Raw genomic sequence first — 19,356 nt, 5'->3', positions numbered from 1 at the left:
CAGGCCGCCAGGCCCGCCGCCAGCGCCAGCAGCACCCCCAGGTTGCCGAGCCAGCGGCGGGTGCGGCCTTGCGGCTTCTGCTTGTCGGTGTTCTTCATGGCATGTCCCCGTCAGCGTCCGGCCAGCGCATCGGCGATCTTCAGGCGCATCGCGCGCAGCGCCGGCAGCAGCCCGACCACCACGCCGATCGCCAGCATCAGCCCGATGCCCATCGCCCAGGTCTGCGGCATCACCGTCGGCAACGCGATCATGCCGCCGCTGGCCGCGCTCACCGCAGGCATCAGCGCCGCGGCGATCGCCAGCCCGGCCACGCCGCCCAGCACCACCAGGAACACCGATTCGCCCAGCACCAGCCACAGCACCCCGCGGTTGCTGAAGCCGATGGTCTTGAGCACGGCCAGCTCCGGGATCCGTTCGCGCACCGCCTGCGCCATGGTGTTGCCGGTCAGCAGCAGCAGGGTGAAGAACACCGCGCCCATGATCGCGGTGACGATCAGGCCGATGTCGGCGAACTGCTTGGCGAAGGACTGGTTGAACGCCTGCTCGGTCTGGGTCTTGGTCTCGTGGTCGGAGTTCTCGCTGAGGGCGTCGATCGCCTGGGCGATGCGGTCGGAATGCGCGGGATCGTCGACCTGCACCATGTACCAGCCGACCCGGCCCTTGACGTAGTCGTTGGCCTCGTCGAAATACTTCCAGTGGAACAGCAACTGGCTTTCCTCGCCCTTGCGCTTGGAATCGTCGATGGTGAAGATGCCGTCGAGCTTCAGCGGCCAGGCGTTGCTGCCCTGTTGCGGGAAGATCGTCGCCTGCAGCGGGATGGTGTCGCCGACCTTCCAGCCGAAGCGCCTGGCCAGCGCTTCGCCGACGATCGCGCCGGTCCGGTCGGCCTCGAACGCCGCCTTCTGCGCGGCCGGGATCCGGTACTCGGGATACATCTCGAAATAGTTCGGGCCGACCGAGAAGTTCGGGAAGAAGTTCTTCGGGTCGCGGTAGATGCCGCCGAACCACGCCGCGTAGGCGACCTTGCGCACCCCCGGCACCTGCTCGACCTGGGTGCCGAGGCTGAAGGGCAGCATCTGCGTGATCGACAGCCGCGAGGCCACCACCAGCCGGTTGGCGCCGGCCACGCTGCCGCCGGAATTGAACGCCACCCGCACCGAATCCAGCATCCCGAACAACAGGAACGCCGCCACCACCGACAGCAGCGTCAGCAGCGTGCGGGTGCGGCTGCGGAACAGCGACGCCCAGACCAGCGACAGGTATTTCATCCCGCGCTCCTCAATGGACGCCGACGGGCGCGTCGGTCAGCTCGCCCTTGTCGAGGTGGATAGTATGGGTCGCGTAGTCGGCGGCTTTCGGATCGTGGGTCACCATCACGATGGTCTTGCCGTGCTCGCGATTGAGCTGCTGCAACAGCCCGAGGATTTCCTCCGCCGAGTGCCGGTCCAGGTCGCCGGTGGGCTCGTCGCAGATCAGGAAGGTCGGGTCGGACACGATCGCGCGCGCGATCGCCACGCGCTGCTGCTGGCCACCGGACAGTTCCGCCGGGCGATGCCGGGCGCGGTCCTCGAGCCCGACCAGTTGCAGCGCGATCGTGGCATTGCGCCTGCGTTGCGCCGCCGACAGCGGGGTCAGTAGCAGCGGCAGTTCGACGTTCTTCTGCGCGCTGAGCATCGGCATCAGGTTGTAGAACTGGAACACGAAGCCGACGTTGCGGCTGCGCCAGTCGGACAACTGCCCGGCACCCATCGCATCGATGCGCTGGCCGTCGACCTCGATCTCGCCGGCACTGGGCGAGTCCAGGCCCCCGATCAGGTTGAGCAGCGTGGTCTTGCCCGACCCCGACGGCCCCATCAACGCCACGAAGTCGCCGCGCGCGATGTCGAGGTCGATGTCGTGCAGCACCTCGATCCGCTCCGGCCCGCGCTGGTAGGTCTTGCTGAGGTTGCGGATGCTGACGAGGGTGGACATGCCTGGCTCCGTATGTCGCGTGGAAATGGGTTATCGGTCGGCGGCGTCGGCGACGACGCGCACCTTGCCGCCGTCGACCAGCGCAGCCGGCGGATCGAGCACCACGAGGTCGCCGGCCGCCAGGCCCGACAGCACCTGGCGATCGTCGCCCAGGGCGCGGCCGGTCTTCACTTCGCGCATCCGCGCCACGTCGTCGTCGCCCAGCGCGAAGGCCACCTGCTTGCCGTCGCGCTGCACCAGCGCCGCCGCCGGCACGCGCACGCCCTGGCGCTGGCTGGACTCGGGTTTCGCGGACTCCAGGAAACTGACCTTGACGCCCATGTCCGGGACGATGCGCGGGTCGCGCACGCCCAGCGCGATCCGTACCTTGACCGTGGCCTTGCTGCGGTCGGCGGTGGGGATGATCGCGATCACCTCGCCGGGGATCTTCCAGTCCGGATAGGCGTTGAGCGTAGCCACCACCGGCATCTTCGGCTGCACCCGGCCGATGTAGGACTCGCCGACGTCGACCTCGACCTCCAGCGAATCCATGTCGACGATGGTGCCGATGCCGGTGCGGGTGAAGCCTCCGCCAGCCGACAGCGGCGACACGATCTCGCCCGGCTGCGCCGCCTTGGCGATCACCACGCCGGCGAACGGCGCGCGCACGATGGTGTTGTCGACGCCGTTCTCGGCGATCTGCAGCTGGTCGCTGGCGACCTTGGCATTGCGTTGCGCGGTGACCAGTTGCGCGCGCAGGGAGTCGCGCTGCGCGACCGCCTGGTCGTACTGCGCCTTCGACACCAGTTGCTGCTTCACCAGCGAGGCCAGGCGCGCCGCATTGGCTTCGGCCTCGCGCAGTTGCGCCTGCACCCCGGTGGCCTGGCTGCGCGCCGCGCCGAGTTGCGCCGTGGCCAGGTCGCGTTGCGCATCGGCATCGACCGGGTCGAGCGTGGCCATGATCTCGCCGGCCTCCACGCGCTGGCCTTCCTCGATCCGGATCTCGCGCACCTTGCCGGTGATCTTGGCCGACACCGTCGCCATGCGCCGCGCGGTGACGTAGCCGGTGGCGTCGAGCACCGAAGCATTGGCGCCGCCGCTGCCCAGCGCCAGCACCGGCGCGGTGCGCACCTCGATGCCGCGATCGCGCCCAACCAGCGCCCACGCCGCCAATGCCACAACCACCAGCACCGCCGCGCCGATTCCCAGCCCGATCCAGACGCCGCGGCGCGACGGCGGCGGCGGGCTGCGGTCGATGCGGAGTTCCTTGAGCAGCTCGGCGGAAGTGTTCATGGGCTTGTGTTCGCCGGATCGGTTGCGGGAGGCGCCTAGTGTGACTACAGGAACCGGGCGATGCCACCGGCTGCATGCGGAGCATCCCGGCCGGGGATCGGCGCGCACCGCGGCGTGCAGGCGGGGCCAACAGGGCAGCAGCCTACGGCGCCGCGGCAGCCACGTCACCTGACGTTTGTCATGCCGTTTGCGTGAGCATCGCGACTGTCGCCGCGAGCGATGCCGGCGCATGGTGCGGCGCATCTTCCCGCCAAGGCACCGCGATGAGCGACGACATTCCCCTGGCCCGCCTGCGCGGCGTGCACAAGCGCTACGGCAACGTGCAGGCGCTGGCGGGCGTCGACCTGCAGCTGCATGGCGGTGAACTGCTGGCGCTGCTCGGGCCCAACGGCGCCGGCAAGAGCACCGCGATCGGACTGCTGCTCGGGTTGTTGCGCGCCGACGCCGGCAGCGTCGAGTTGTTCGGCCGCGACCCGCAGGACCTCGCCGCGCGCCGCGGCATCGGCGTGATGCTGCAGGATGCCGCGCTGCCGCCGACGCTCACGGTCGGCGAACTGCTGCGGCTGACCGCGAGCTACTACCCATCGCCGCGTGGCGTCGTCCAGAGCGCGGAGCTGGCGGGCGTCGCCGACCTGCTGCGGCGTCCGTACGCGAAGCTCTCGGGCGGCCAGCAGCGTCGCGTTCAGTTCGCCCTGGCCCTGTGCGGGCGGCCGCGGTTGCTGTTCCTCGACGAGCCCACCGTCGGCATGGACATCCAGGCGCGCCAGCGGCTATGGGGCGCGATCCGCGCGCTGGTCGCCGACGGCTGCGCGGTGGTGCTCACCACCCATTACCTGGAAGAAGCCGAGGCGCTGGCCAGCCGCGTCTGCGTGATGGCGCACGGCCGCATCATCAGCGAGGGCAGCGTTGATGCGCTGCGCGCGCGGGTCGCGCTCAAGCGGGTGCTGTGCCGGTCGCGGCTGGACCTCGCCACCGTCGCCGCGTGGGGGGAAGTGGCCGAGGCGCGCACGGAAGGCGACCGCCTGTGGATGTCCACGCCCCATGCCGAACGCCTGCTGCGCCGCCTGCTCGCCGCGGACGACCAGCTCGACGCGCTCGAAGTCCAGGCCGCGGGCCTGGCCGAAGCCTTCACCGAACTCACCGAAGCGGCCGATGCCGCCGCCAGCCAGCCCGAGGCCGCCTGATGGACGCCACCACCGTCGCCACCGACGGCCGCATGCCGCGTGCGCGCTTGATCGCCGCCTATGCACAGGAGGCGCGCTGCGAGGTGCTGCGCTACCTGCGCAACCCCGGCTTCCTGCTGCCGATCATCCTGTTCCCCACCGTGTTCTACCTGATGTTCGGGATCCTGCTGGGCGGCCACGACGTGGCCGCGCACGCATCCACCTACCTGCTCGCCAGCTACAGCAGCTTCGGGGTGATGGCGCCCGGGTTGTTCGGGTTCGGCGTGTCGCTGGCAACGGAGCGCGACAACGGCCTGCTCACGCTCAAGCGCGCGCTGCCGATGCCCGCGGGCGCGTACCTGTTGGGGAAGATGCTGATGGCGATGTGCGTGGCCGCGATGGTCGGTGCGCTGCTGCTGGCGATGGCGGTGTTCATCGCACGGGTGCCGCTGTCCGGCGCGCAGGCGGCCTCGCTGCTGGCCACCGACGTGCTCGGCGTGCTGCCGTTCTGCGCGTTGGGCCTGCTGGTCGGCACCTTGCTCAAGGGCCAGGGCGCGCCCGGCCTGCTCAACATGATCTACCTGCCGATGGCGTTCCTGTCCGGGCTCTGGTTCCCGCTGCAGATCATGCCGCGGCTGCTGCAGCAGATCGCCCCGCTGTGGCCCAGCTACCACCTCAATGCCCTGTCGATGGCGGCGGTGGGCCTGTCGGACGCGCCACGGCTGCCGCATGCGCTGGTGCTCGCGGGCTTCACCCTCGGCTTGCTGCTGCTGGCCGCCCGGCGCCTGCGCCGCAACGGTTGAAGTAGCATCGGCATACGACAGGGCAGGAAACCAGGCGTGCTGCGCGAACGGCTCAGGCAATGGGCGGCCCGGTGGCTGGCGGCAGCCCCGGACTCCGCGGTCGCGGGCAACCTGCGCCGCGGCAAGTCGCCGTGGACCGACGGCGTGCACCTGCTGTGGTCGGCCTGGATCTTCATCACGCCCCTGTTCGGCGGCGGCCATTACGGCTGGCGCTGGGCCGCGATCACGCTGGCCTCGTATCCGCTGTTCCTGCTGTTCTACGCCAAGGTGCTGTTGTCGTCGCGGCGCACCGCGTGGCGCTATGCGCTGGCGATGGTCGCGTTGTGCCTGGTGCTGTTGCCGTGGTACCCGTCGGGCCTGAGCTACTTCGTGTTCGGTTGCGTGATGCTGCATACCGGCCAGCGCAGTTCGCTGCCGCGCTACCTGCTGCACGTGCTGGTGTTGAACGCGCTGCTCGGGGCCGCCGCGTGGCTGGCCGGCTATCCGTGGCAGGCGCTGGTGTGGATGCTGCCGATGACGCTGATCATCGGGGTCATCGTCAACGTCGAGGCGATGGCGCACGAGAAGGACGCGGCGTTGCAGCTCTCGCACGACGAAGTGCGGCGGCTGGCCGCGACCGCCGAGCGCGAGCGCATCGGCCGCGACCTGCACGACCTGCTCGGGCACACGCTGTCGCTGATCACGCTGAAGCTGGAGCTTTCGCGCAAGCTGATCGACCGCGATCCGGGGGCCGCCCGCACGGAGATCGCCGAGGCGGAGAAAGTCGCGCGCCACGCGCTCGCCGAAGTGCGCTCGGCCGTCACCGGGTTCCGCGCCGCCGACCTGGCCGCGGAACTGGCCTCGGCACGGCTGCTGCTCGAGTCCTCGACGGTGGCGCTCGAGTACGACGCGCCGCCGGCGCTGTCGCCCGAGACCGAGCGGCCGCTGGCGCTGGTGCTGCGCGAGGCGGTGACCAATATCGCGCGGCACGCGCGCGCTTCGCGCGCCGAGGTGCGGTTCGCGCGCGAAGGGGGGCAGCTGCGCATGCGCATCGTCGACAACGGCCGCGGCTCGTCGGCTGCCGAGGGCAACGGCCTCGCGGGCATGCGGGCGCGCGTGCGCGAGCTCGGCGGCAGCCTCGCCTTCGCCTCCGCGCGCGGCGGCACCACCGTCGAAGTCGCGCTGCCATTGCCGGTCGCCTCGCTGCTCGTGGCGGCGGCGCCGCCATCCCGGGAACCGATGGGGCGCGGCGCATGATCCGCGTGCTGCTGGCCGAGGACCAGGCGATGGTGCGAGGAGCGCTGTCGGCACTGCTGTCGCTGGAGTCCGACATCGAGGTGCTGGGTTCCGCGCCGGATGGCGAAGCGGCGTGGCGCGAACTGCAGCGGATCAAGCCCGACGTGCTGGTCACCGACATCGAGATGCCGGGCATGACCGGCCTGGAACTGGCGCAGCGCGTGCAGCGCCATGAGTTGCCGGTCCGGGTGGTGATCCTGACGACGTTCGCGCGCCCCGGCTTCCTGCGCCGCGCGCTGGATGCCGGCGTCTGCGGCTACCTGCTCAAGGACGCGCCCGCCGAACAACTCGCCGACGCCATCCGCCGCGTGCGCCACGGCGGCCGCGCGATCGATCCGCAACTCGCGCTCGATGCGTGGTCGGATTCGGATCCGCTCAACGACCGCGAGCGCCAGGTGTTGCGCCTGGCCGGCGATGGCCTCTCCGCGGGCGACATCGCCACGCTGCTCAACCTGTCAGCCGGCACCGTGCGCAACTACCTGTCCGAGGCGATCGGCAAGCTTGGCGCCGGCAACCGCGTCGAAGCCTTCCGCCTGGCGCGGCAGAAGGGCTGGTTGTAGGACGGGCCCGGGCCCGGCGAGCGGCAGCACGCATTTCGATCGCGCGCAGGCGATGGCGTCAGACCTCGTCCTCGGCCTGCAGGTCGCGCGGGTCAGGGTCGTAATCCAGCAGCTCGCCGGGCGCGCACTCGAGCACGGCGCACAGCTTCGCCAGGGTGCGGAAGCGGATGCCCTTGACCTTGCCGCCGCGGAACAGCGACATCTGGGTCTCGCTGATGCCCACCTGCGCGGCCAGGTCGCGCGCCGTCATGCCGCGGCGTGAAAGCATTGCGTCGAGCGTGACCCGGATCGGCATCAGGGGATCTCGTCCAGCTCGGCCTGCAGCGCCCGTGCCTGGTCCACCAGCCGCGCCATCAGCACCAGGGCAGCGCCGACCACGCCCAGCACGATGCCGGAAAGGTCGAAGTAGGCGTAGCCGCCCTGTCCGCCGCCGATCCAGCGCGACAGGTTGGTGACCGCGAACACGCTGAACAGCGCGCCGGCGAGCACGCCGAAGCCGATGTGCCGCATCGCGCGCGCCACGGTCGGGTGGAACACGCGGCCGGCGGCAAGGTCGCCGAGCGCGCGTTGCACCGCCCACAACGCCGACAGGTAGCCCAAGGCCGGCGCCAGGCGCACCGCCAGCAGCAGCGCCTGCGTGGCATCGACGGTGCCCTGGGCTGCCTGTCGCCACGGACCGACCAGCGCGGCCAGGCAGGTCACGCCCAGCAGCAGGCACAGGCAGGCGAACACGAACAGCGTGGCAACGCGCAGCAGGCGGCACTGGCGATGGAAACGGTTGGAAGCCGGCATCGGCGGATCCTCGGGTTGGCCGCGGCCATGACGGATGGCCCAGTCATGGACTTTAAGCTTGACTTAAATTTTTATCCACCCTATAACTTTATCCCAGACTTAAAACTCTGGAAAGCCCGGCCATGCCCGCCGCGATCGAAACCCAGGACCTCACCCGCCGTTTCGGCGACCGCCTCGCCGTCGACCGGATCTCGATGACCGTGCCCGAGCGCAGCATCTACGGCTTCCTCGGCCGCAACGGCGCCGGCAAGACCACCACCATCAAACTGCTGCTGGGGCTGCTGCGCGCCGACGGCGGCCGCGCCTGCGTCGCCGGCATCGACGTGGCCACCGACCGGATCCGCGCCGCGCGCAAGGTCGGCGCGTTGCTCGAGGCGCAGGGCTTCTATCCGCACCTCAGCGGGCGCGAAAACCTCGATCTCACCCGGCGCCTGCTCGGGCTGCCCGCGACCGAGATCGAACGCGTGCTCGAGGTCGCGGAGATGTCGGCCCACGGTCGCCGCCGCGTCGCGGATTACTCGCTCGGCATGCGCCAGCGCCTCGGGCTGGCACGCGCGATGCTTGGCTCGCCACCGGTGCTGGTGCTGGACGAGCCGACCAACGGCCTGGATCCCGAAGGCATCGTGGACATGCGCCGGTTCCTGCGCGAGCTGCCGGCGCGCACCGGCGCGACGGTGCTGCTGTCCAGCCACCTGCTCGACGAGATCGAACGCACCGCCACCCACATCGGCATCCTCAGCCAGGGCAGGATGGTGCTGGAAGGTACGCTCGCGGAACTCAAGGCCGGCCTGTCGAGCGAAGTGGCGATCGGCACCGACGCGCCGGAACGCGCGGCCTTGCTCGCCCGCGAGCACGGCTTCGACATCGCCCAGCGCGACGGAGAACTGGTGGCGCGCTTCGCGCCGCAGGAAGACGCGCAAGGCGCCGCCGCGGCGCTCAACCGCGTGCTGTGCACCGCCGGCGTGCGCGTGCATGCGCTCGCGCCGCGCCAGCGCACGCTCGAAACCCTGTATCGCCAGTCCGCACCCGCCGCGCCCGCCTGAGCCGGGGTGTCCGAGCCGCATCGCATCGCATCGCACGCATTCCGGAACCTTCGCCATGTCGCAGATCCCCGCCCCGCGCTTCGCCACCACCTTCGCCGTCGAGGCCTACAAGCTGCGCCGCTCGCTCGCGCTGGTGCTGGCCGTGGTCGCGCCGCTGCTGATCGCCTTCTTCATGTTCTTCAACCTGCTGCGGATGAAGCAGCCGATGCCGTGGGAGATGGCGCTGCAGACCCCGGCCGCGATCTGGGCGTTCTTCATGCTGCCGATGAGCGTGACCGCGCTCACCGCGCTGGTCGCGCACACCGAACACGGCCCGCGTGCCTGGGACCACCTGCGCGCGCTGCCACTGCCACGCTGGCACCTGTACGCGGCCAAGGCGTTGTGCGTGCTGGGGCTGGTCGCGGTGATGACCGTGTTGCTGGCGCTGCTGTCGGTGCTGGCGGCGCAACTGGCCGGCTGGTGGAAGCCCGCGGTCGCCGCCACCGGCACGCCCGACCTGCCGGCTTACGCGCTGGTGCTGGCGCGGATCTTCATGGCGGCGTGGCTGCTGGTGGCCGTGCAGCTCTGGCTCGCGTTGCGCTTGGCGAGCTTCGTGCCCGCGCTGGCGACCGGCATCGGCGGCACGTTCTTCGCGGTCGTCGCCACGTCGGCGAAGGCCGGCATGGGATTGCCGTGGCAACTGCCGGTGAACCAGCTTGCCGCCGACCCTGCGCGCGCGGACTTCACGCTCGCGCTGGGTGCGGTCGGTGGCGCTGCCGCGTTCGCGTTGATGCTGTGGTGTCTTGGGCGCCGCGAGGTGCTGGCGTAACGCGGCGCCACGACGGATCGCTGCGCCGGCGCGGGGCCTCGCGCAAACGGATCGAGTGGCGGATCCCGCCGAGCTGCTGCCGGCGTGGCATGCGTCGCCCGTGTCGCCTGCCCGGATCAGGCCGGCGGGCGCGCCTTCAACATCGCATACGCCGCGCGCAGGCCCTGCGCCTCGCCGCCGGCGGGCTTGCCCGGGCGGTCGCTGTCGTTCCACGCGTAGACGTCCAGGTGCGCCCACTTCTGCTGGGCGGGCACGAAGCGTTCCAGGTACAACGCCGCGGCGATGCTGCCGGCCATCTTCGACGGCCCGGAATTGGCGATGTCGGCGACATTGCTCACCAGGTAGCGCAGGTACGGCCGCCACAGCGGCATCCGCCACAGCGGGTCGCGCACCTGCATGCCGGCCTCCAGCCACTCCTGCGCGACGGCATCGTCGTTGGCGTACAGCGCCGGCAGGTCGGGGCCGAGCGCCACCCGCGCGGCGCCCGTGAGCGTGGCGAAGTCCAGCAGCAGGTGCGGCGCCTGTTCGCCGGCATAGGCCAGCGCGTCGCACAGCACCATGCGGCCTTCGGCGTCGGTATTGTCGATCTCGACGTGGATGCCCGTGCGGGTGGCGACCACTTCGCCGGGGCGATAGGCCTCGGGCCCGATCGCGTTTTCCACCGCCGGCACCAGCAGCGTGATCCGCAGCGGCAACTTGCGCGCCATGACCAGTTCGGCCAGCGCGATCGCGTGCGCCGCGCCGCCCATGTCCTTCTTCATGTTGCGCATGCCGTCGCCGGCCTTGATGTTGAGCCCGCCGGTGTCGAAGCACACGCCCTTGCCGACGATGGCCACGTGGGGGTGCGCCCGGCTTTCCGCGGTATCGCCGCCCCACTGCAGCTGCAGCAGCCGCGGCGCGCGGTGCGAGGCGCGGCCGACGGCATGGATCGCGGGGAAGTTGCGCGCCAGCAGGTCGTCGCCGACGATCGCCTCGAAGCGCGCGCCATGCGCCTGCGCGATGCCGTGCACGACGTCCTGCAGCTGCTCCGGGCCCATGTCCTGGGTCGGCGTGTTGACCAGGTCGCGCACGCGCAGGCAGGCGGCGAGCACGTCGCCGGTTTCCGCGTCGAGGGCGTCGTTGCCCGGCGTGCCCAGGCACAGGCGCGCCGGCGCGCGCGGTGGAGAGCGATAGCGCGCGTAGCGATAGCTGCCCAGTCCCCAACCCAGCTGCAGCGCATTGCGGGTGGGGCCGTCGAGTTCGCCCGCCAGCTTCCAGTCGCCCGGCGGCAACGCCTGCGGCGCGTGCGCGTAGCTGCCTGGATCCAGTGGATCGCCGATGCCCAGCACCGCCCCGGCGAGGGTGCCGTCGTCGCCAGGCAAGACCAGCACGCTGCCGGGTGCGGCGTCGAAGCCGTGCGCCTGCAGCCACTGCACCCGTGCCGGCGGCTGCCGTTGCCGCCAGCCATCGAGGCTGTCGCGACCGACCAGGTGCAGCGGGCGCGCGGCATCGGTCGTCGTGGTGGTGGTGAAACCGTTCGGTAGGCTCATGCGACGCTCTGCGAGGGCAACGATGCCGCGTCCAGCCAGTCGGCGAGGGCGGCGAGGGTGGGGACTTCGAGGTCGGGCCGCAGGTCGGCGTGCGGCCATTCGCGGACGCGGCCTTCGGCATCGGGACGGTTGATCCAGCAGCTGCGCAGGCCCGCGCGATGCGCGCCGACCACGTCCATCTCGATGTCGTCGCCGACGTGCAGCACCTGCGCCGGGTCGCAGTCCAGCTGCGCGCATGCGGCATGGAAGATGCTGGCCGCCGGCTTGGCGGCGCCATGCTCGCGCGCGCCCAGCTGGAACGCGAACACGTGCATCAGCCCGATCCGCTGCAGGTCGGCATTGCCATTGGACAGCGCCGCCAGCGGCACCCTGGCGGCGAGGCGGTCGAGCGCATCGAGGCTGTCGTCGTAATGTTCGACCTCGCAGCGCGCGGCGAAGAACGCATCGAACGCCGGCTGCACCAGCGCGACGTCGTCGCCGGCCTCGCGCAGCATCCGTTCCAGCGTGATCAGGCGCTGGCGGGTGAAGTCGTGCGCCAGTTGCGGGTGGCTGGCGGCGACCTCGTCGCGCAGCGCGCGCATCGCCGCCAGCGGCCAGCGCGCTGCGGTGCGTGGCGCGTGCTCGCGCAGCCAGGCGCCCAGCGCGCTCTCGGCGCGCACGATCACCGGCGCGATCGGCCAGATGGTGTCGTCGAGGTCCAGGGTGATGGCGCGGACTGGGAAGCTCACCACGCCATTCTAGGGCTTTCCCTGCCTCCGCTTGCCGGAGGGAGCCTGCCGCGGGCCTGTCGATGTGCGCCCCCGAACCGCGGGGCAGGAAAAACGCCGGTGGCGGTCACTCCAGCAGCTTCGCCCAGCCTTCCAGTCCTTCGATCTTGGACAGCACGATCTTGGTGCAGACCAGCAGCGGCACCGCCAGCAGCAGGCCGACGATCCCCCACAGCCAGCCGAACAGCATCAGCGCCAGGATCAGCACCAGCGGTGACAACGCCATCCGCGCGCCGAGCACGATCGGGGTCACGATCTGGCCTTCCAGCGTATGCAGGCCGAGGTAGATCAGCGCCGGCAGCAGCGATTGCCAGGTGTCGTCGTAGGCGACGAATCCCATCAGCAGCATGATCAGCATGCCGAGCAGCGGACCGACGTAGGGCGCGAAGTTGAGCAGGGCCGCCATCGTGCCCCACAGCAGCGCCTCGTCCATCGGCACGCCCAGCCAGAACAGCGCGCCGGCGAACGCCAGCCCGACCAGTGCGTTGATGATGCTGATGGTCAGCACGTAGCGCGAGATCTCGTGCTCGATCGATTGCAGGATCTCCACCGTCAGCCGCTTCTGCTGGCGCCCGGGCAGCAGCGCGATCGCGTTGCGCTGCAGGCTTTGCCCGTAGACCATGAAGAAGAACGTCAGCAGCACCACCGCCAGCACCGAAGCAACCATGCGCGGTGTCGCGGTCAACGCCTTGTAGGGATCGTTGACCTCGGTCTTCACCACCGCCACCGGCTTGGCGGTGTTCTCGCCGCCGGCGGCGCGGGCGATGTTCTCGGCGGCCTTGTTGGCTTCCTGCACCGGCTTGACCAGGTTGCGCAGCTTCGGCGCGAGGTCGCGCATCTCGCGCGGCACCTGGCGCACCCATTCGCCGGCCGGCACCACCAGTTGCTGGCCCAGCGCGACGGTGCCGGCAATGCCGAGCGACAGCACCAGCAGCGCGCTGACGAAGCGCGGCACGTAGATGCGCTGCAGCACGCGGATGATCGGATTGCCCACGAGGGCGAAGAACATCGCCAGCAGCACCGGCAGCAGCAGGCCGCGCGCCGCCCACATCGTGTAGCCGACGGCCAGCGCGGCCAGCACCACCAGCGCGGTGGAGGCGCGTGGCCGCCGCCGCGGCGGTGGTGCGACGGCCGGGCCGGCCGGCCCGGCCCGAACGGGTTCGTCGGGGTCGGGCACGACGGGCATCGGCGGCGGGCGCGGTGGCGCGGGCGCGTGGCCGTCGGCGGGAGGGGCCGGGACCTGGGTCACGGCAATCCGGCTTGTCGCAGGATGCGTTGCCGGGTCTCGGGCGAGACCCCGGGCGGCGCTTGCGGCGCGGCGGCCGCCTGGGCCATGGCCGCGGTCGGCGCCACCGCCGCCGCGGTCTGCTGCGCGGTGTCCGCGGCCTCGTCGGCCGCACCCGCCGCCGCCTGCGCGCTGCCACCGGCGAACAGCCCGGCCAGCGCGCTGACCAGCTGCAGCGTGCCGCCGCCGGTTGCACGCTTGAGCGGCTCCGCGCGGCCGACCAGGAAGCCCGACAGCAACCCGACGATCACGATCCGCCCCGGCGTCCACAGTTCCCGCCAGGAGGCTTTCAACTGGCGCCAGTCGGCCGCGGCCTGGCGCTCGTTCGCCTCGAGCGCGGCCTCGGCCTGCTTCACCTTCTGCAGCAGCGCGTCAAAGCTCATGTCCTGCCCGTGTTCCTTGCCGATGTCCATTTCATGGCGGGGTGATGTCCACGCCCAGGCCCTTCTTCAGCGGCTCGCCGCCGCTGGCGTCGGCGACGCGCTCGGCGGCCGCTTCGGTCGAGGCACCGGAACCGGCGTCGGGCATCAGCCCCGCCAGCTCGCCGACGCCCAGCCGCGCCAGCTGCCGGCGCGTGGCCTGCAGCCGCGTGTGCTCGAAGTAGCGCATCGCCATCCAGGCCGCCGCGGCGGTGACGGCGATGCTCAGGCCAGCGGTCAGCAGCAGCGACAGCGACCACGCCCAGCCCAGGCCGCGGCTCAGCCACACGATCAGCGTCGCCATCAGCAACAGCCACGCCGACGCGCCGAACGCGATCGCGACCCCGGTCAGCGCCAGCGTGCGCCCGAACGCGCTGCGCGCCAGCGAAATGTCGGCGGCCAGCAGGATCCGGAACGCCTTGCCGGCATCGCGGCCGGCGCCGAGGGTCGCGCGCCCGGTCTGGCCGAGTGCGCGCAGCGCCTCGTCGATGCAGGCGGCGTCGACACCGGCGTCGCGGGTGTCCCCGCGACCGTCGTTGTCGTCGCTGCGCGCGTCCCCCTTGGCGCTCATCGTGACGGCTTACTTGTCGCCGCTGCGCGCCAGCTTGGCGATGATCCAGCCGGCGGCGAAGGCCATGCCGAACGAGGCCAGCGGGCGCTCGCGGATCAGGTCCGAGGCGCTTTCGATCAGGTCGCGGCCCTTGTCCATCAGTGCATCGACCTGCTCGCGGCTGGCGGCACCGGCCTGCTCGACCGCGGCCAGCCCGGCGAGCGCGCCGTCGGCCAGTTCGGACTTCATCTGCGCCTTGCCCAGGCGCATCTCTTCGCCGGCGGCGCCGGCCGCGCCCTTGAGCGCGTCGCCGGCGTGCCCGGCGGCCTGCTTGAGGTGGCTGCCGGCTTCGCCGAGGTTGGATTTCATGCTGTCGGTGGCGGTCGGGGTCATCGGACTCTCCTGCTGAAGTGGGATCCACGGGCGCCAGCGTGCGTGTCCGGCGGCGATGGTGGCGTCAACGCATCGGTAGCACGCCCTGCTCGCTGCCGCGCACGATCCGCAGCGCCAGCTGCGCCGGCCGCTGGCCGAAGCTCAGGCGGAAGCTGGGCAGGTCGTCGAAGCGGCCGCTGTTGGCGGCGACCACGACGTCGCCCTGGCGCAGTCCGTTGCCCTCGGCGCGGCTGCCGCGGGCCACCGATTCCACCAGCACGCCGTCGACGCCGGACTGGCGCAGGCTGGCCGGGAGCTCGGCGAAGGTGGCGCCGGCCAGGCGCGGGTCGAGCGTCGCCCCGGGCAGCGAGCGCGGCTGCTCGCGCAGGGTGGCGGTCAGTTGCAGCGGCTTGCCGTCGCGGCGCAGGTCGAGCACGACCTTGCTGCCGACGGCCTGCAGGCCCTCGAAATTGCGCAGCGTGTCGCGGTCGTCGATGCGCTGGCCGTTGGCCGCCAGCACCACGTCGCCGACCTGAAGGCCGGCGGCGGCCGCGGCCGACCCCGGGTATACCCGGGTCACCACCGCGCCGCGCGCATCGGCCAGGCCGAGGCCACCGGCGATCCGCGCATCCACGTCCTGGGTGTCGATGCCCAGGCTGCCCCGATGCACCTCGCCGGTGGCGACCAGCTGGCGCATGACATCGCCGGCCAGGTTGGAGGGGATCGCGAAGCCCAGGCCGATATTGCCGGCCATCGAGCCGCGCGGGTTGAAGCTGGCGGTGTTGATGCCGACCAGCTGGCCGTCGAGGTTGACCAGTGCGCCGCCCGAGTTTCCGGGATTGATCGAGGCGTCGGTCTGGATGAAGTTCTGGTAGCCCAGCCCCTGCAGGCCGCTGCGCCCGACCGCCGAGACGATGCCCGAGGTCACCGTCTGGCCGATGCCGAACGGATTGCCGACCGCGACCACGAAGTCGCCGACCTGCAGGCGCGCGCTGTCGGCCAGCGGGATCGCCGATAGCGGCGCATCCTTGGGCACCGGGATCCGCATCAGCGCGATGTCGGTGTCCGGGTCGCTGCCGACGAACTGCGCCTGCATGGTGCGGCCGTCGGCCAGCGTCACCGAGACCTGGTCGGCGCCCTCGATCACGTGGTGGTTGGTCAGGATCAGGCCCTGCTGCGCGTTGACGATCACGCCCGATCCCAGCGACTGGTTGATCCGCTCCTGCGGCACGTTGGGGAACATCCGCCGGAAGAAGGGATCGTCGACGAACGGGTTGTTGATCCGCACCCGCTGCTGGCTGTGCACGCTGACCACCGCCGGCAGCACCCGCTTGAGCATCGGCGCCAGCGACGGCAGCGGCGTGCCGGCGACCGCGCTGGGCAGCGCGGCGGCGGCCGGCACCGCGGCCGCGGCCTGCGGCTCGGCCCGCGCCGGCTGCTGCAGCGACTGCTGCATCGCGATCGCGGCGAAGCCGCCGAAAGCGGCGGCGGCAACCAGGGCAAGCAGGGCGGGGAGGGAACGCATCGCATTCATTCTTTCGGGTCCGGGATAGGGCGTTTGAGGTCCGGGCTCAGCCGGCGCGGCGCTGTGTCAACGCACCTGGTCCAATCGGGAAGTGTTGGCCCGCCAGCTTAAACCCGAAATGAAGCGGCCCGCGGGACCGGAGGTCGCCGCGGGCCGCGGTTTGCAGTCCTTTGCGTGCCCAGCCAACGGCGGAGGCTCGCTGTCGTGGCCGATGTCGAACGGATTCGCCGGCCCGCTGGTTGGCGCCTGGGCCGGGCAACCGCCCGGGCGCGCACCGGCACCAAGGGTCGGATCAGATCCGGGTGGACGAAGCGCTGCCGCAAAGCTCGACGATCACGCTGCCATCGGCCGCGTACCGGGTGGTCGTGACCGGACCCTCCGCCGAGTTGCCGTCGTTGCTGAGCAGGATCGTGCGGTGCACGACCTGGTAGCCGTTGTAGACGTTGTCGACATACCAGTCGAAGCGCTGGTCGAGGGTGTAGCTCCCGGCCTGCGGCGAGTAGCTCCAGGTACCGACGCCGATGCTGCGCTGGTGGATGCCGGGAATGCCGGCGAGGTTGGGCATGCCCTGCGGCGGGAAGCGGGAATTGTCGAGGAACGTGCCGCCGGTCATGTACATCAGCAACTGCCGCTGCGCCGGCCCGGGCGTACCGTCGCAGGGACCCACGTAGGCATAGTTGTCCCAGAGGCCGACGATGCGATTGGCACGCGTTGCCAGGGCACCATCGGTGGCCGGGTTGCCGGCAGGGGCCGGGCCGGCGGCCAGGGTGACCAGGGCGGCGGCAAGCAGGGAAAGATGCGGTTTCATGGCTGTGCTCCTTTGTTGGCGTTGGGGGAATCCCATGCGCCTCCAACGCCAGCCTCCGCCCGCGCTGGCCGAAAAATCGAGCAAAAAACGCTGAATAAATCTGAAAAGTCATGAACGCCATGGACGGATCCGACTACAGCATCTTCCTGTTCGAGTCCTGGCGACTGGACACGCGCTCGCGTGAACTGCGCGATGCCGACGGCCGCTGCGTCGCCTTGACCGCCAAGGCCTTCGACACCCTGCACTACCTGCTGCTGCACCGCGACCGGGTGGTCGGCAAGGACGAACTGCTGGCCGCGGTCTGGAGCGGCCGGGTGGTTGAGGAAAACAACCTGACCCAGGCGGTGTCGGCGGTGCGCCGGGCGCTGGGCACCAGCGCCGGCGAGCACCGCTACCTGCTGACGGTGCCCGGCCGCGGCTACCGCTTCGTGGCCGAAGCACGCGAGGAACCGGCGGGGGCGATGTCGTCACTGGCGCCGGCGCCGGCGTTGGCGGGCGATGACGGTCACGGGGCGGCCGCCGGCATCGGCGCGCCCGGGTTGGCGCGGCACGCGTTCGCACTGGCCGTCGTGCTGGCTGGACTGGTACTGGCGATGGCCGCCTGGCGTGCGCGCGAATGGCCGCCCGCGCCGACTTCGGCTGCGGTGCAGGCGACACTGGCGGTGCTGCCGTTCCGCTCGTTGACGGCCGGGCCGCGCGATGAACTGCTGGAACTGGGGATGGCCGAGACCCTGTCGACCCGGCTGGAGCGCTCGCATGCCCTGCGGGTGCGTTCGCTGGCGTCGGTGCAGCGGCTGCAGCGGCACGAATCCGACCCGCTGGCGATCGGCCGCCTGCTCGGCGCCACCTACGTGGTCGAAGGATCGACCCAGCGCATCGGCGACCAGGTGCGTGTCAGCGCCCGCCTGCTGTCGGTGGCGCGCGGGCAGCCGGTGTGGTCGAACACCTTCGACGCCAGCATCGGCAAGGTGTTCACCCTGCAGGACGACATCAGCGACGCGTTGACCGCCGCTTTGCGGGTACAGCCGGTGCGGCCGGCGCTTGCGCCCGCCGCCTGCGAGGGCGGCGATCCTGATGCCTACCGTGCCCTGCTGCGCGCGCAGTTCCAGCTGCAGCGGCGCGCACCCGACACCATCGCCGCGTTCCAGGATGCGCTGCGACTCGATCCCGCCTGCGCGCGAGGCCATGCCGGGCTGGCGCTGGCGTACATCTCCATGGCCCATAACGACCGGCCACCCGTCGACGTGTTCGCACGCGCCAACGCCGCCGCCATCCGCGCGTTGCAGATCGACCCGCGATCTGCGGAGGCCCAGCTCGCCCGCGCCCGCTACCTGCAACTGCACGAATGGAACTGGGGCGAATCCGAAGCCGCGATGCGTCGCGCCATCGCCATCAACCCCAGCCTGGCCGACGCCCATTTCGGCCTGGCGCACCTGCTGGTCAATACCGGCCGGTTCGACGAAGGCCTGGCAGAGGCGCGCCAGGCGCGCGAGCTCGATCCGCTGTCGCCGCTGATCAATGCGCTCGACGCCGGCTTTTTCACCGCCGCCGGCCAGCCGCAGGCCGCCGCGGGCCAGGTGGCGCGCACGCTGGAGATCGAGCCGGGGTTCTGGATCGGCCTGCTGGTGCGCGGCGGCCTGGCGCTGGATCGCGGTGATGCCGCGGCCGCGGTGGCTGATTACGCGCAGTCGGCCGCCAATTCGCGGCGGGCCAGCCAGGCGCTGGCGATGCTGGCGCTGGCCGACGTGGCCGCGGGCGACCGCGCCGGCGCCGCGGCGATCCTGGACGAATTGCGGGGCCGCGCCCGCACCGGCTACATCGCCCCCACCAGCCTGGCAGCGGTGCACCTCGCACTGGGGCAGCGCGATGCCGCGCTCGACGAGCTGGAGCGCGGCTATCGCGAGCACGACATCCGCATCGGCTTCATCGGCGTCGACGCACGCTGGAACGCGCTGCGCAGCGAGCCCCGGTTCCGCGCGTTGAGCAGGCGTTTGCGGTTGCCGGAGGGCCCGGCCCGCGGACGCTATTGAGCCCCGCCGGTGTTCCCCCGGGGGCGCCGCGTCGCAATCGTGGCCGCGCCGTGGGACCTGCTCGATCCGGTTGACACCGGCCCGGGCCCCGGATAGCTTGGCTCCCTGTCCCGCCACAACATCTTGGGGTGTGCGGGGCGGCCAGGGCCCAAGCACTGGGGTTGGCGCCGGGCAGGCAGCCTTGCCGTCCGAACCGCTTGCCGGGCGCTTGGCAACACGCGACGGGGGTGGGCGGATGCGTGCAAATGCCAGGGCCACGTGCGGCCCGATCGACACCACGACGCAGACACGGGGCGGCGCGCATGCTGGCGCCGACGCATCCCCGTCCCGGTGTCAGACATACCCGGCCGTGCCCGCCCGAGCGGCCCGGCAGACAACAACAAC

At 71.3% G+C, this 19,356-nt stretch carries 20 protein-coding genes; 7 read left to right on the top strand and 13 right to left on the bottom strand.

The window, feature by feature from the left end; all coding sequences use genetic code 11:
• Positions 1-110 precede the first annotated feature (110 nt).
• From MQC88_RS12720 to MQC88_RS12710, 3 genes are read right to left on the bottom strand one after another with little or no spacing between them, the layout of a single operon-like run.
• Positions 111-1,268, bottom strand: coding sequence for an ABC transporter permease (locus tag MQC88_RS12720; RefSeq protein ID WP_243322663.1), 1,158 nt, complete (start codon positions 1,266-1,268; stop codon positions 111-113).
• Positions 1,269-1,278: 10 nt separating this feature from the next.
• Positions 1,279-1,971 carry an ABC transporter ATP-binding protein gene (locus MQC88_RS12715; RefSeq protein WP_243322660.1) on the bottom strand — a complete coding sequence of 231 codons (693 nt, stop codon included), beginning with the start codon at positions 1,969-1,971 and terminating at the stop codon, positions 1,279-1,281.
• Between the two features lie 30 nt (positions 1,972-2,001).
• A complete protein-coding gene (locus MQC88_RS12710) occupies positions 2,002-3,243 on the bottom strand; it encodes an efflux RND transporter periplasmic adaptor subunit (RefSeq protein ID WP_243322658.1) in 1,242 nt (413 codons plus the stop codon).
• Between the two features lie 263 nt (positions 3,244-3,506).
• Here MQC88_RS12710 and MQC88_RS12705 point away from each other — a divergent pair, with 263 nt between their 5' ends.
• Genes MQC88_RS12705 through MQC88_RS12690 form a run of 4 tightly spaced genes read left to right on the top strand, consistent with a single transcriptional unit; the run spans position 3,507 to position 7,044 of the window.
• Positions 3,507-4,427: an ABC transporter ATP-binding protein gene (locus MQC88_RS12705; RefSeq protein ID WP_243322656.1), complete on the top strand. Its 921-nt coding sequence runs from the start codon at positions 3,507-3,509 to the stop codon at positions 4,425-4,427.
• Positions 4,427-5,209, top strand: coding sequence for an ABC transporter permease (locus MQC88_RS12700; protein WP_243322654.1), 783 nt, complete (start codon positions 4,427-4,429; stop codon positions 5,207-5,209). The genes MQC88_RS12705 and MQC88_RS12700 overlap by 1 nt, the downstream gene beginning before the upstream one ends.
• A 36-nt stretch (positions 5,210-5,245) precedes the next feature.
• On the top strand, positions 5,246-6,445 hold the full coding sequence (locus MQC88_RS12695) for a sensor histidine kinase (RefSeq protein ID WP_243322652.1): 1,200 nt from the start codon (positions 5,246-5,248) through the stop codon (positions 6,443-6,445).
• Positions 6,442-7,044: a response regulator transcription factor gene (locus MQC88_RS12690; RefSeq protein WP_243322650.1), complete on the top strand. Its 603-nt coding sequence runs from the start codon at positions 6,442-6,444 to the stop codon at positions 7,042-7,044. The genes MQC88_RS12695 and MQC88_RS12690 overlap by 4 nt, the downstream gene beginning before the upstream one ends.
• A 58-nt stretch (positions 7,045-7,102) precedes the next feature.
• On the opposite strand, the gene MQC88_RS12685 is transcribed toward MQC88_RS12690, so the two are convergent.
• Positions 7,103-7,339: a helix-turn-helix domain-containing protein gene (locus tag MQC88_RS12685; RefSeq protein ID WP_243322648.1), complete on the bottom strand. Its 237-nt coding sequence runs from the start codon at positions 7,337-7,339 to the stop codon at positions 7,103-7,105.
• Positions 7,339-7,836 (bottom strand): DUF2975 domain-containing protein, encoded by a 498-nt coding sequence (locus MQC88_RS12680; RefSeq protein WP_243322646.1) that lies wholly within the window; start codon positions 7,834-7,836, stop codon positions 7,339-7,341. Before MQC88_RS12680 ends, MQC88_RS12685 begins: the two co-directional genes overlap by 1 nt.
• A 122-nt stretch (positions 7,837-7,958) precedes the next feature.
• On the opposite strand from MQC88_RS12680, the gene MQC88_RS12675 reads away from it, so the two are divergent.
• Together MQC88_RS12675 and MQC88_RS12670 are read left to right on the top strand one after the other, a co-directional pair.
• Positions 7,959-8,879: an ABC transporter ATP-binding protein gene (locus tag MQC88_RS12675; RefSeq protein WP_243322644.1), complete on the top strand. Its 921-nt coding sequence runs from the start codon at positions 7,959-7,961 to the stop codon at positions 8,877-8,879.
• A 55-nt stretch (positions 8,880-8,934) separates the two neighbouring features.
• Complete coding sequence (locus MQC88_RS12670) at positions 8,935-9,687, top strand: ABC transporter permease (protein ID WP_243322642.1); 753 nt, start codon at positions 8,935-8,937, stop codon at positions 9,685-9,687.
• 116 nt (positions 9,688-9,803) lie between these two features.
• Here MQC88_RS12670 and MQC88_RS12665 read toward each other — a convergent pair whose 3' ends face one another.
• The 8 genes from MQC88_RS12665 to MQC88_RS12630 form a co-directional block, all read right to left on the bottom strand.
• Complete coding sequence (locus tag MQC88_RS12665; RefSeq protein WP_243322640.1) at positions 9,804-11,216, bottom strand: leucyl aminopeptidase family protein; 1,413 nt, start codon at positions 11,214-11,216, stop codon at positions 9,804-9,806.
• Positions 11,213-11,944, bottom strand: a complete 732-nt coding sequence (locus MQC88_RS12660) for an HAD family hydrolase (RefSeq protein WP_243322638.1) — start codon at positions 11,942-11,944, stop codon at positions 11,213-11,215. Before MQC88_RS12660 ends, MQC88_RS12665 begins: the two co-directional genes overlap by 4 nt.
• Before the next feature lie 106 nt (positions 11,945-12,050).
• Entirely contained in the window at positions 12,051-13,169 is a 1,119-nt protein-coding gene (locus MQC88_RS12655) for an AI-2E family transporter (protein ID WP_243322755.1), read from the bottom strand.
• Between the two features lie 59 nt (positions 13,170-13,228).
• The gene (locus MQC88_RS12650) at positions 13,229-13,681 is read right to left on the bottom strand and encodes a hypothetical protein (RefSeq protein ID WP_243322636.1); all 453 of its coding nucleotides are present in this window, start codon (positions 13,679-13,681) and stop codon (positions 13,229-13,231) included.
• 1 nt (position 13,682) lies between these two features.
• On the bottom strand, positions 13,683-14,258 hold the full coding sequence (locus MQC88_RS12645; protein ID WP_243322633.1) for a phage holin family protein: 576 nt from the start codon (positions 14,256-14,258) through the stop codon (positions 13,683-13,685).
• 9 nt (positions 14,259-14,267) lie between these two features.
• The gene (locus MQC88_RS12640) at positions 14,268-14,630 is read right to left on the bottom strand and encodes a hypothetical protein (RefSeq protein WP_243322632.1); all 363 of its coding nucleotides are present in this window, start codon (positions 14,628-14,630) and stop codon (positions 14,268-14,270) included.
• A gap of 64 nt (positions 14,631-14,694) precedes the next feature.
• Positions 14,695-16,134, bottom strand: a complete 1,440-nt coding sequence (locus MQC88_RS12635) for a Do family serine endopeptidase (protein WP_243322630.1) — start codon at positions 16,132-16,134, stop codon at positions 14,695-14,697.
• 292 nt (positions 16,135-16,426) lie between these two features.
• Positions 16,427-16,942: a hypothetical protein gene (locus MQC88_RS12630; protein ID WP_243322628.1), complete on the bottom strand. Its 516-nt coding sequence runs from the start codon at positions 16,940-16,942 to the stop codon at positions 16,427-16,429.
• 119 nt (positions 16,943-17,061) lie between these two features.
• Between MQC88_RS12630 and MQC88_RS12625 the strand changes: the two genes are divergently transcribed.
• Positions 17,062-18,972, top strand: coding sequence for a winged helix-turn-helix domain-containing protein (locus MQC88_RS12625; RefSeq protein ID WP_243322626.1), 1,911 nt, complete (start codon positions 17,062-17,064; stop codon positions 18,970-18,972).
• Positions 18,973-19,356: the final 384 nt, after the last annotated feature.

This window comes from Cognatiluteimonas sedimenti (assembly GCF_022808325.1).
Taxonomy (GTDB): Bacteria; Pseudomonadota; Gammaproteobacteria; order Xanthomonadales; family Xanthomonadaceae; genus Cognatiluteimonas; species Cognatiluteimonas sedimenti.
The sequence above is the reverse complement of the archived record's forward strand: the minus strand, read 5'-3'. Positions and strand labels throughout refer to the sequence as shown.

What these genes read in the sequence shown, in the direction of transcription:
- MQC88_RS12720 (WP_243322663.1), bottom strand. Translation starts at nt 1,268, where the DNA reads ATGAAATACCTGTCGCTGGTCTGGGCGTCGCTGTTCCGCAGCCGCACC.
- MQC88_RS12715 (WP_243322660.1), bottom strand. Translation starts at nt 1,971, where the DNA reads ATGTCCACCCTCGTCAGCATCCGCAACCTCAGCAAGACCTACCAGCGC.
- MQC88_RS12710 (WP_243322658.1), bottom strand. Translation starts at nt 3,243, where the DNA reads ATGAACACTTCCGCCGAGCTGCTCAAGGAACTCCGCATCGACCGCAGC.
- MQC88_RS12705 (WP_243322656.1), top strand. Translation starts at nt 3,507, where the DNA reads ATGAGCGACGACATTCCCCTGGCCCGCCTGCGCGGCGTGCACAAGCGC.
- MQC88_RS12700 (WP_243322654.1), top strand. Translation starts at nt 4,427, where the DNA reads ATGGACGCCACCACCGTCGCCACCGACGGCCGCATGCCGCGTGCGCGC.
- MQC88_RS12690 (WP_243322650.1), top strand. Translation starts at nt 6,442, where the DNA reads ATGATCCGCGTGCTGCTGGCCGAGGACCAGGCGATGGTGCGAGGAGCG.
- MQC88_RS12685 (WP_243322648.1), bottom strand. Translation starts at nt 7,339, where the DNA reads ATGCCGATCCGGGTCACGCTCGACGCAATGCTTTCACGCCGCGGCATG.
- MQC88_RS12680 (WP_243322646.1), bottom strand. Translation starts at nt 7,836, where the DNA reads ATGCCGGCTTCCAACCGTTTCCATCGCCAGTGCCGCCTGCTGCGCGTT.
- MQC88_RS12675 (WP_243322644.1), top strand. Translation starts at nt 7,959, where the DNA reads ATGCCCGCCGCGATCGAAACCCAGGACCTCACCCGCCGTTTCGGCGAC.
- MQC88_RS12670 (WP_243322642.1), top strand. Translation starts at nt 8,935, where the DNA reads ATGTCGCAGATCCCCGCCCCGCGCTTCGCCACCACCTTCGCCGTCGAG.
- MQC88_RS12665 (WP_243322640.1), bottom strand. Translation starts at nt 11,216, where the DNA reads ATGAGCCTACCGAACGGTTTCACCACCACCACGACGACCGATGCCGCG.
- MQC88_RS12655 (WP_243322755.1), bottom strand. Translation starts at nt 13,169, where the DNA reads ATGCCCGTCGTGCCCGACCCCGACGAACCCGTTCGGGCCGGGCCGGCC.
- MQC88_RS12650 (WP_243322636.1), bottom strand. Translation starts at nt 13,681, where the DNA reads ATGGACATCGGCAAGGAACACGGGCAGGACATGAGCTTTGACGCGCTG.
- MQC88_RS12645 (WP_243322633.1), bottom strand. Translation starts at nt 14,258, where the DNA reads ATGAGCGCCAAGGGGGACGCGCGCAGCGACGACAACGACGGTCGCGGG.
- MQC88_RS12640 (WP_243322632.1), bottom strand. Translation starts at nt 14,630, where the DNA reads ATGACCCCGACCGCCACCGACAGCATGAAATCCAACCTCGGCGAAGCC.
- MQC88_RS12635 (WP_243322630.1), bottom strand. Translation starts at nt 16,134, where the DNA reads ATGCGTTCCCTCCCCGCCCTGCTTGCCCTGGTTGCCGCCGCCGCTTTC.
- MQC88_RS12630 (WP_243322628.1), bottom strand. Translation starts at nt 16,942, where the DNA reads ATGAAACCGCATCTTTCCCTGCTTGCCGCCGCCCTGGTCACCCTGGCC.
- MQC88_RS12625 (WP_243322626.1), top strand. Translation starts at nt 17,062, where the DNA reads ATGGACGGATCCGACTACAGCATCTTCCTGTTCGAGTCCTGGCGACTG.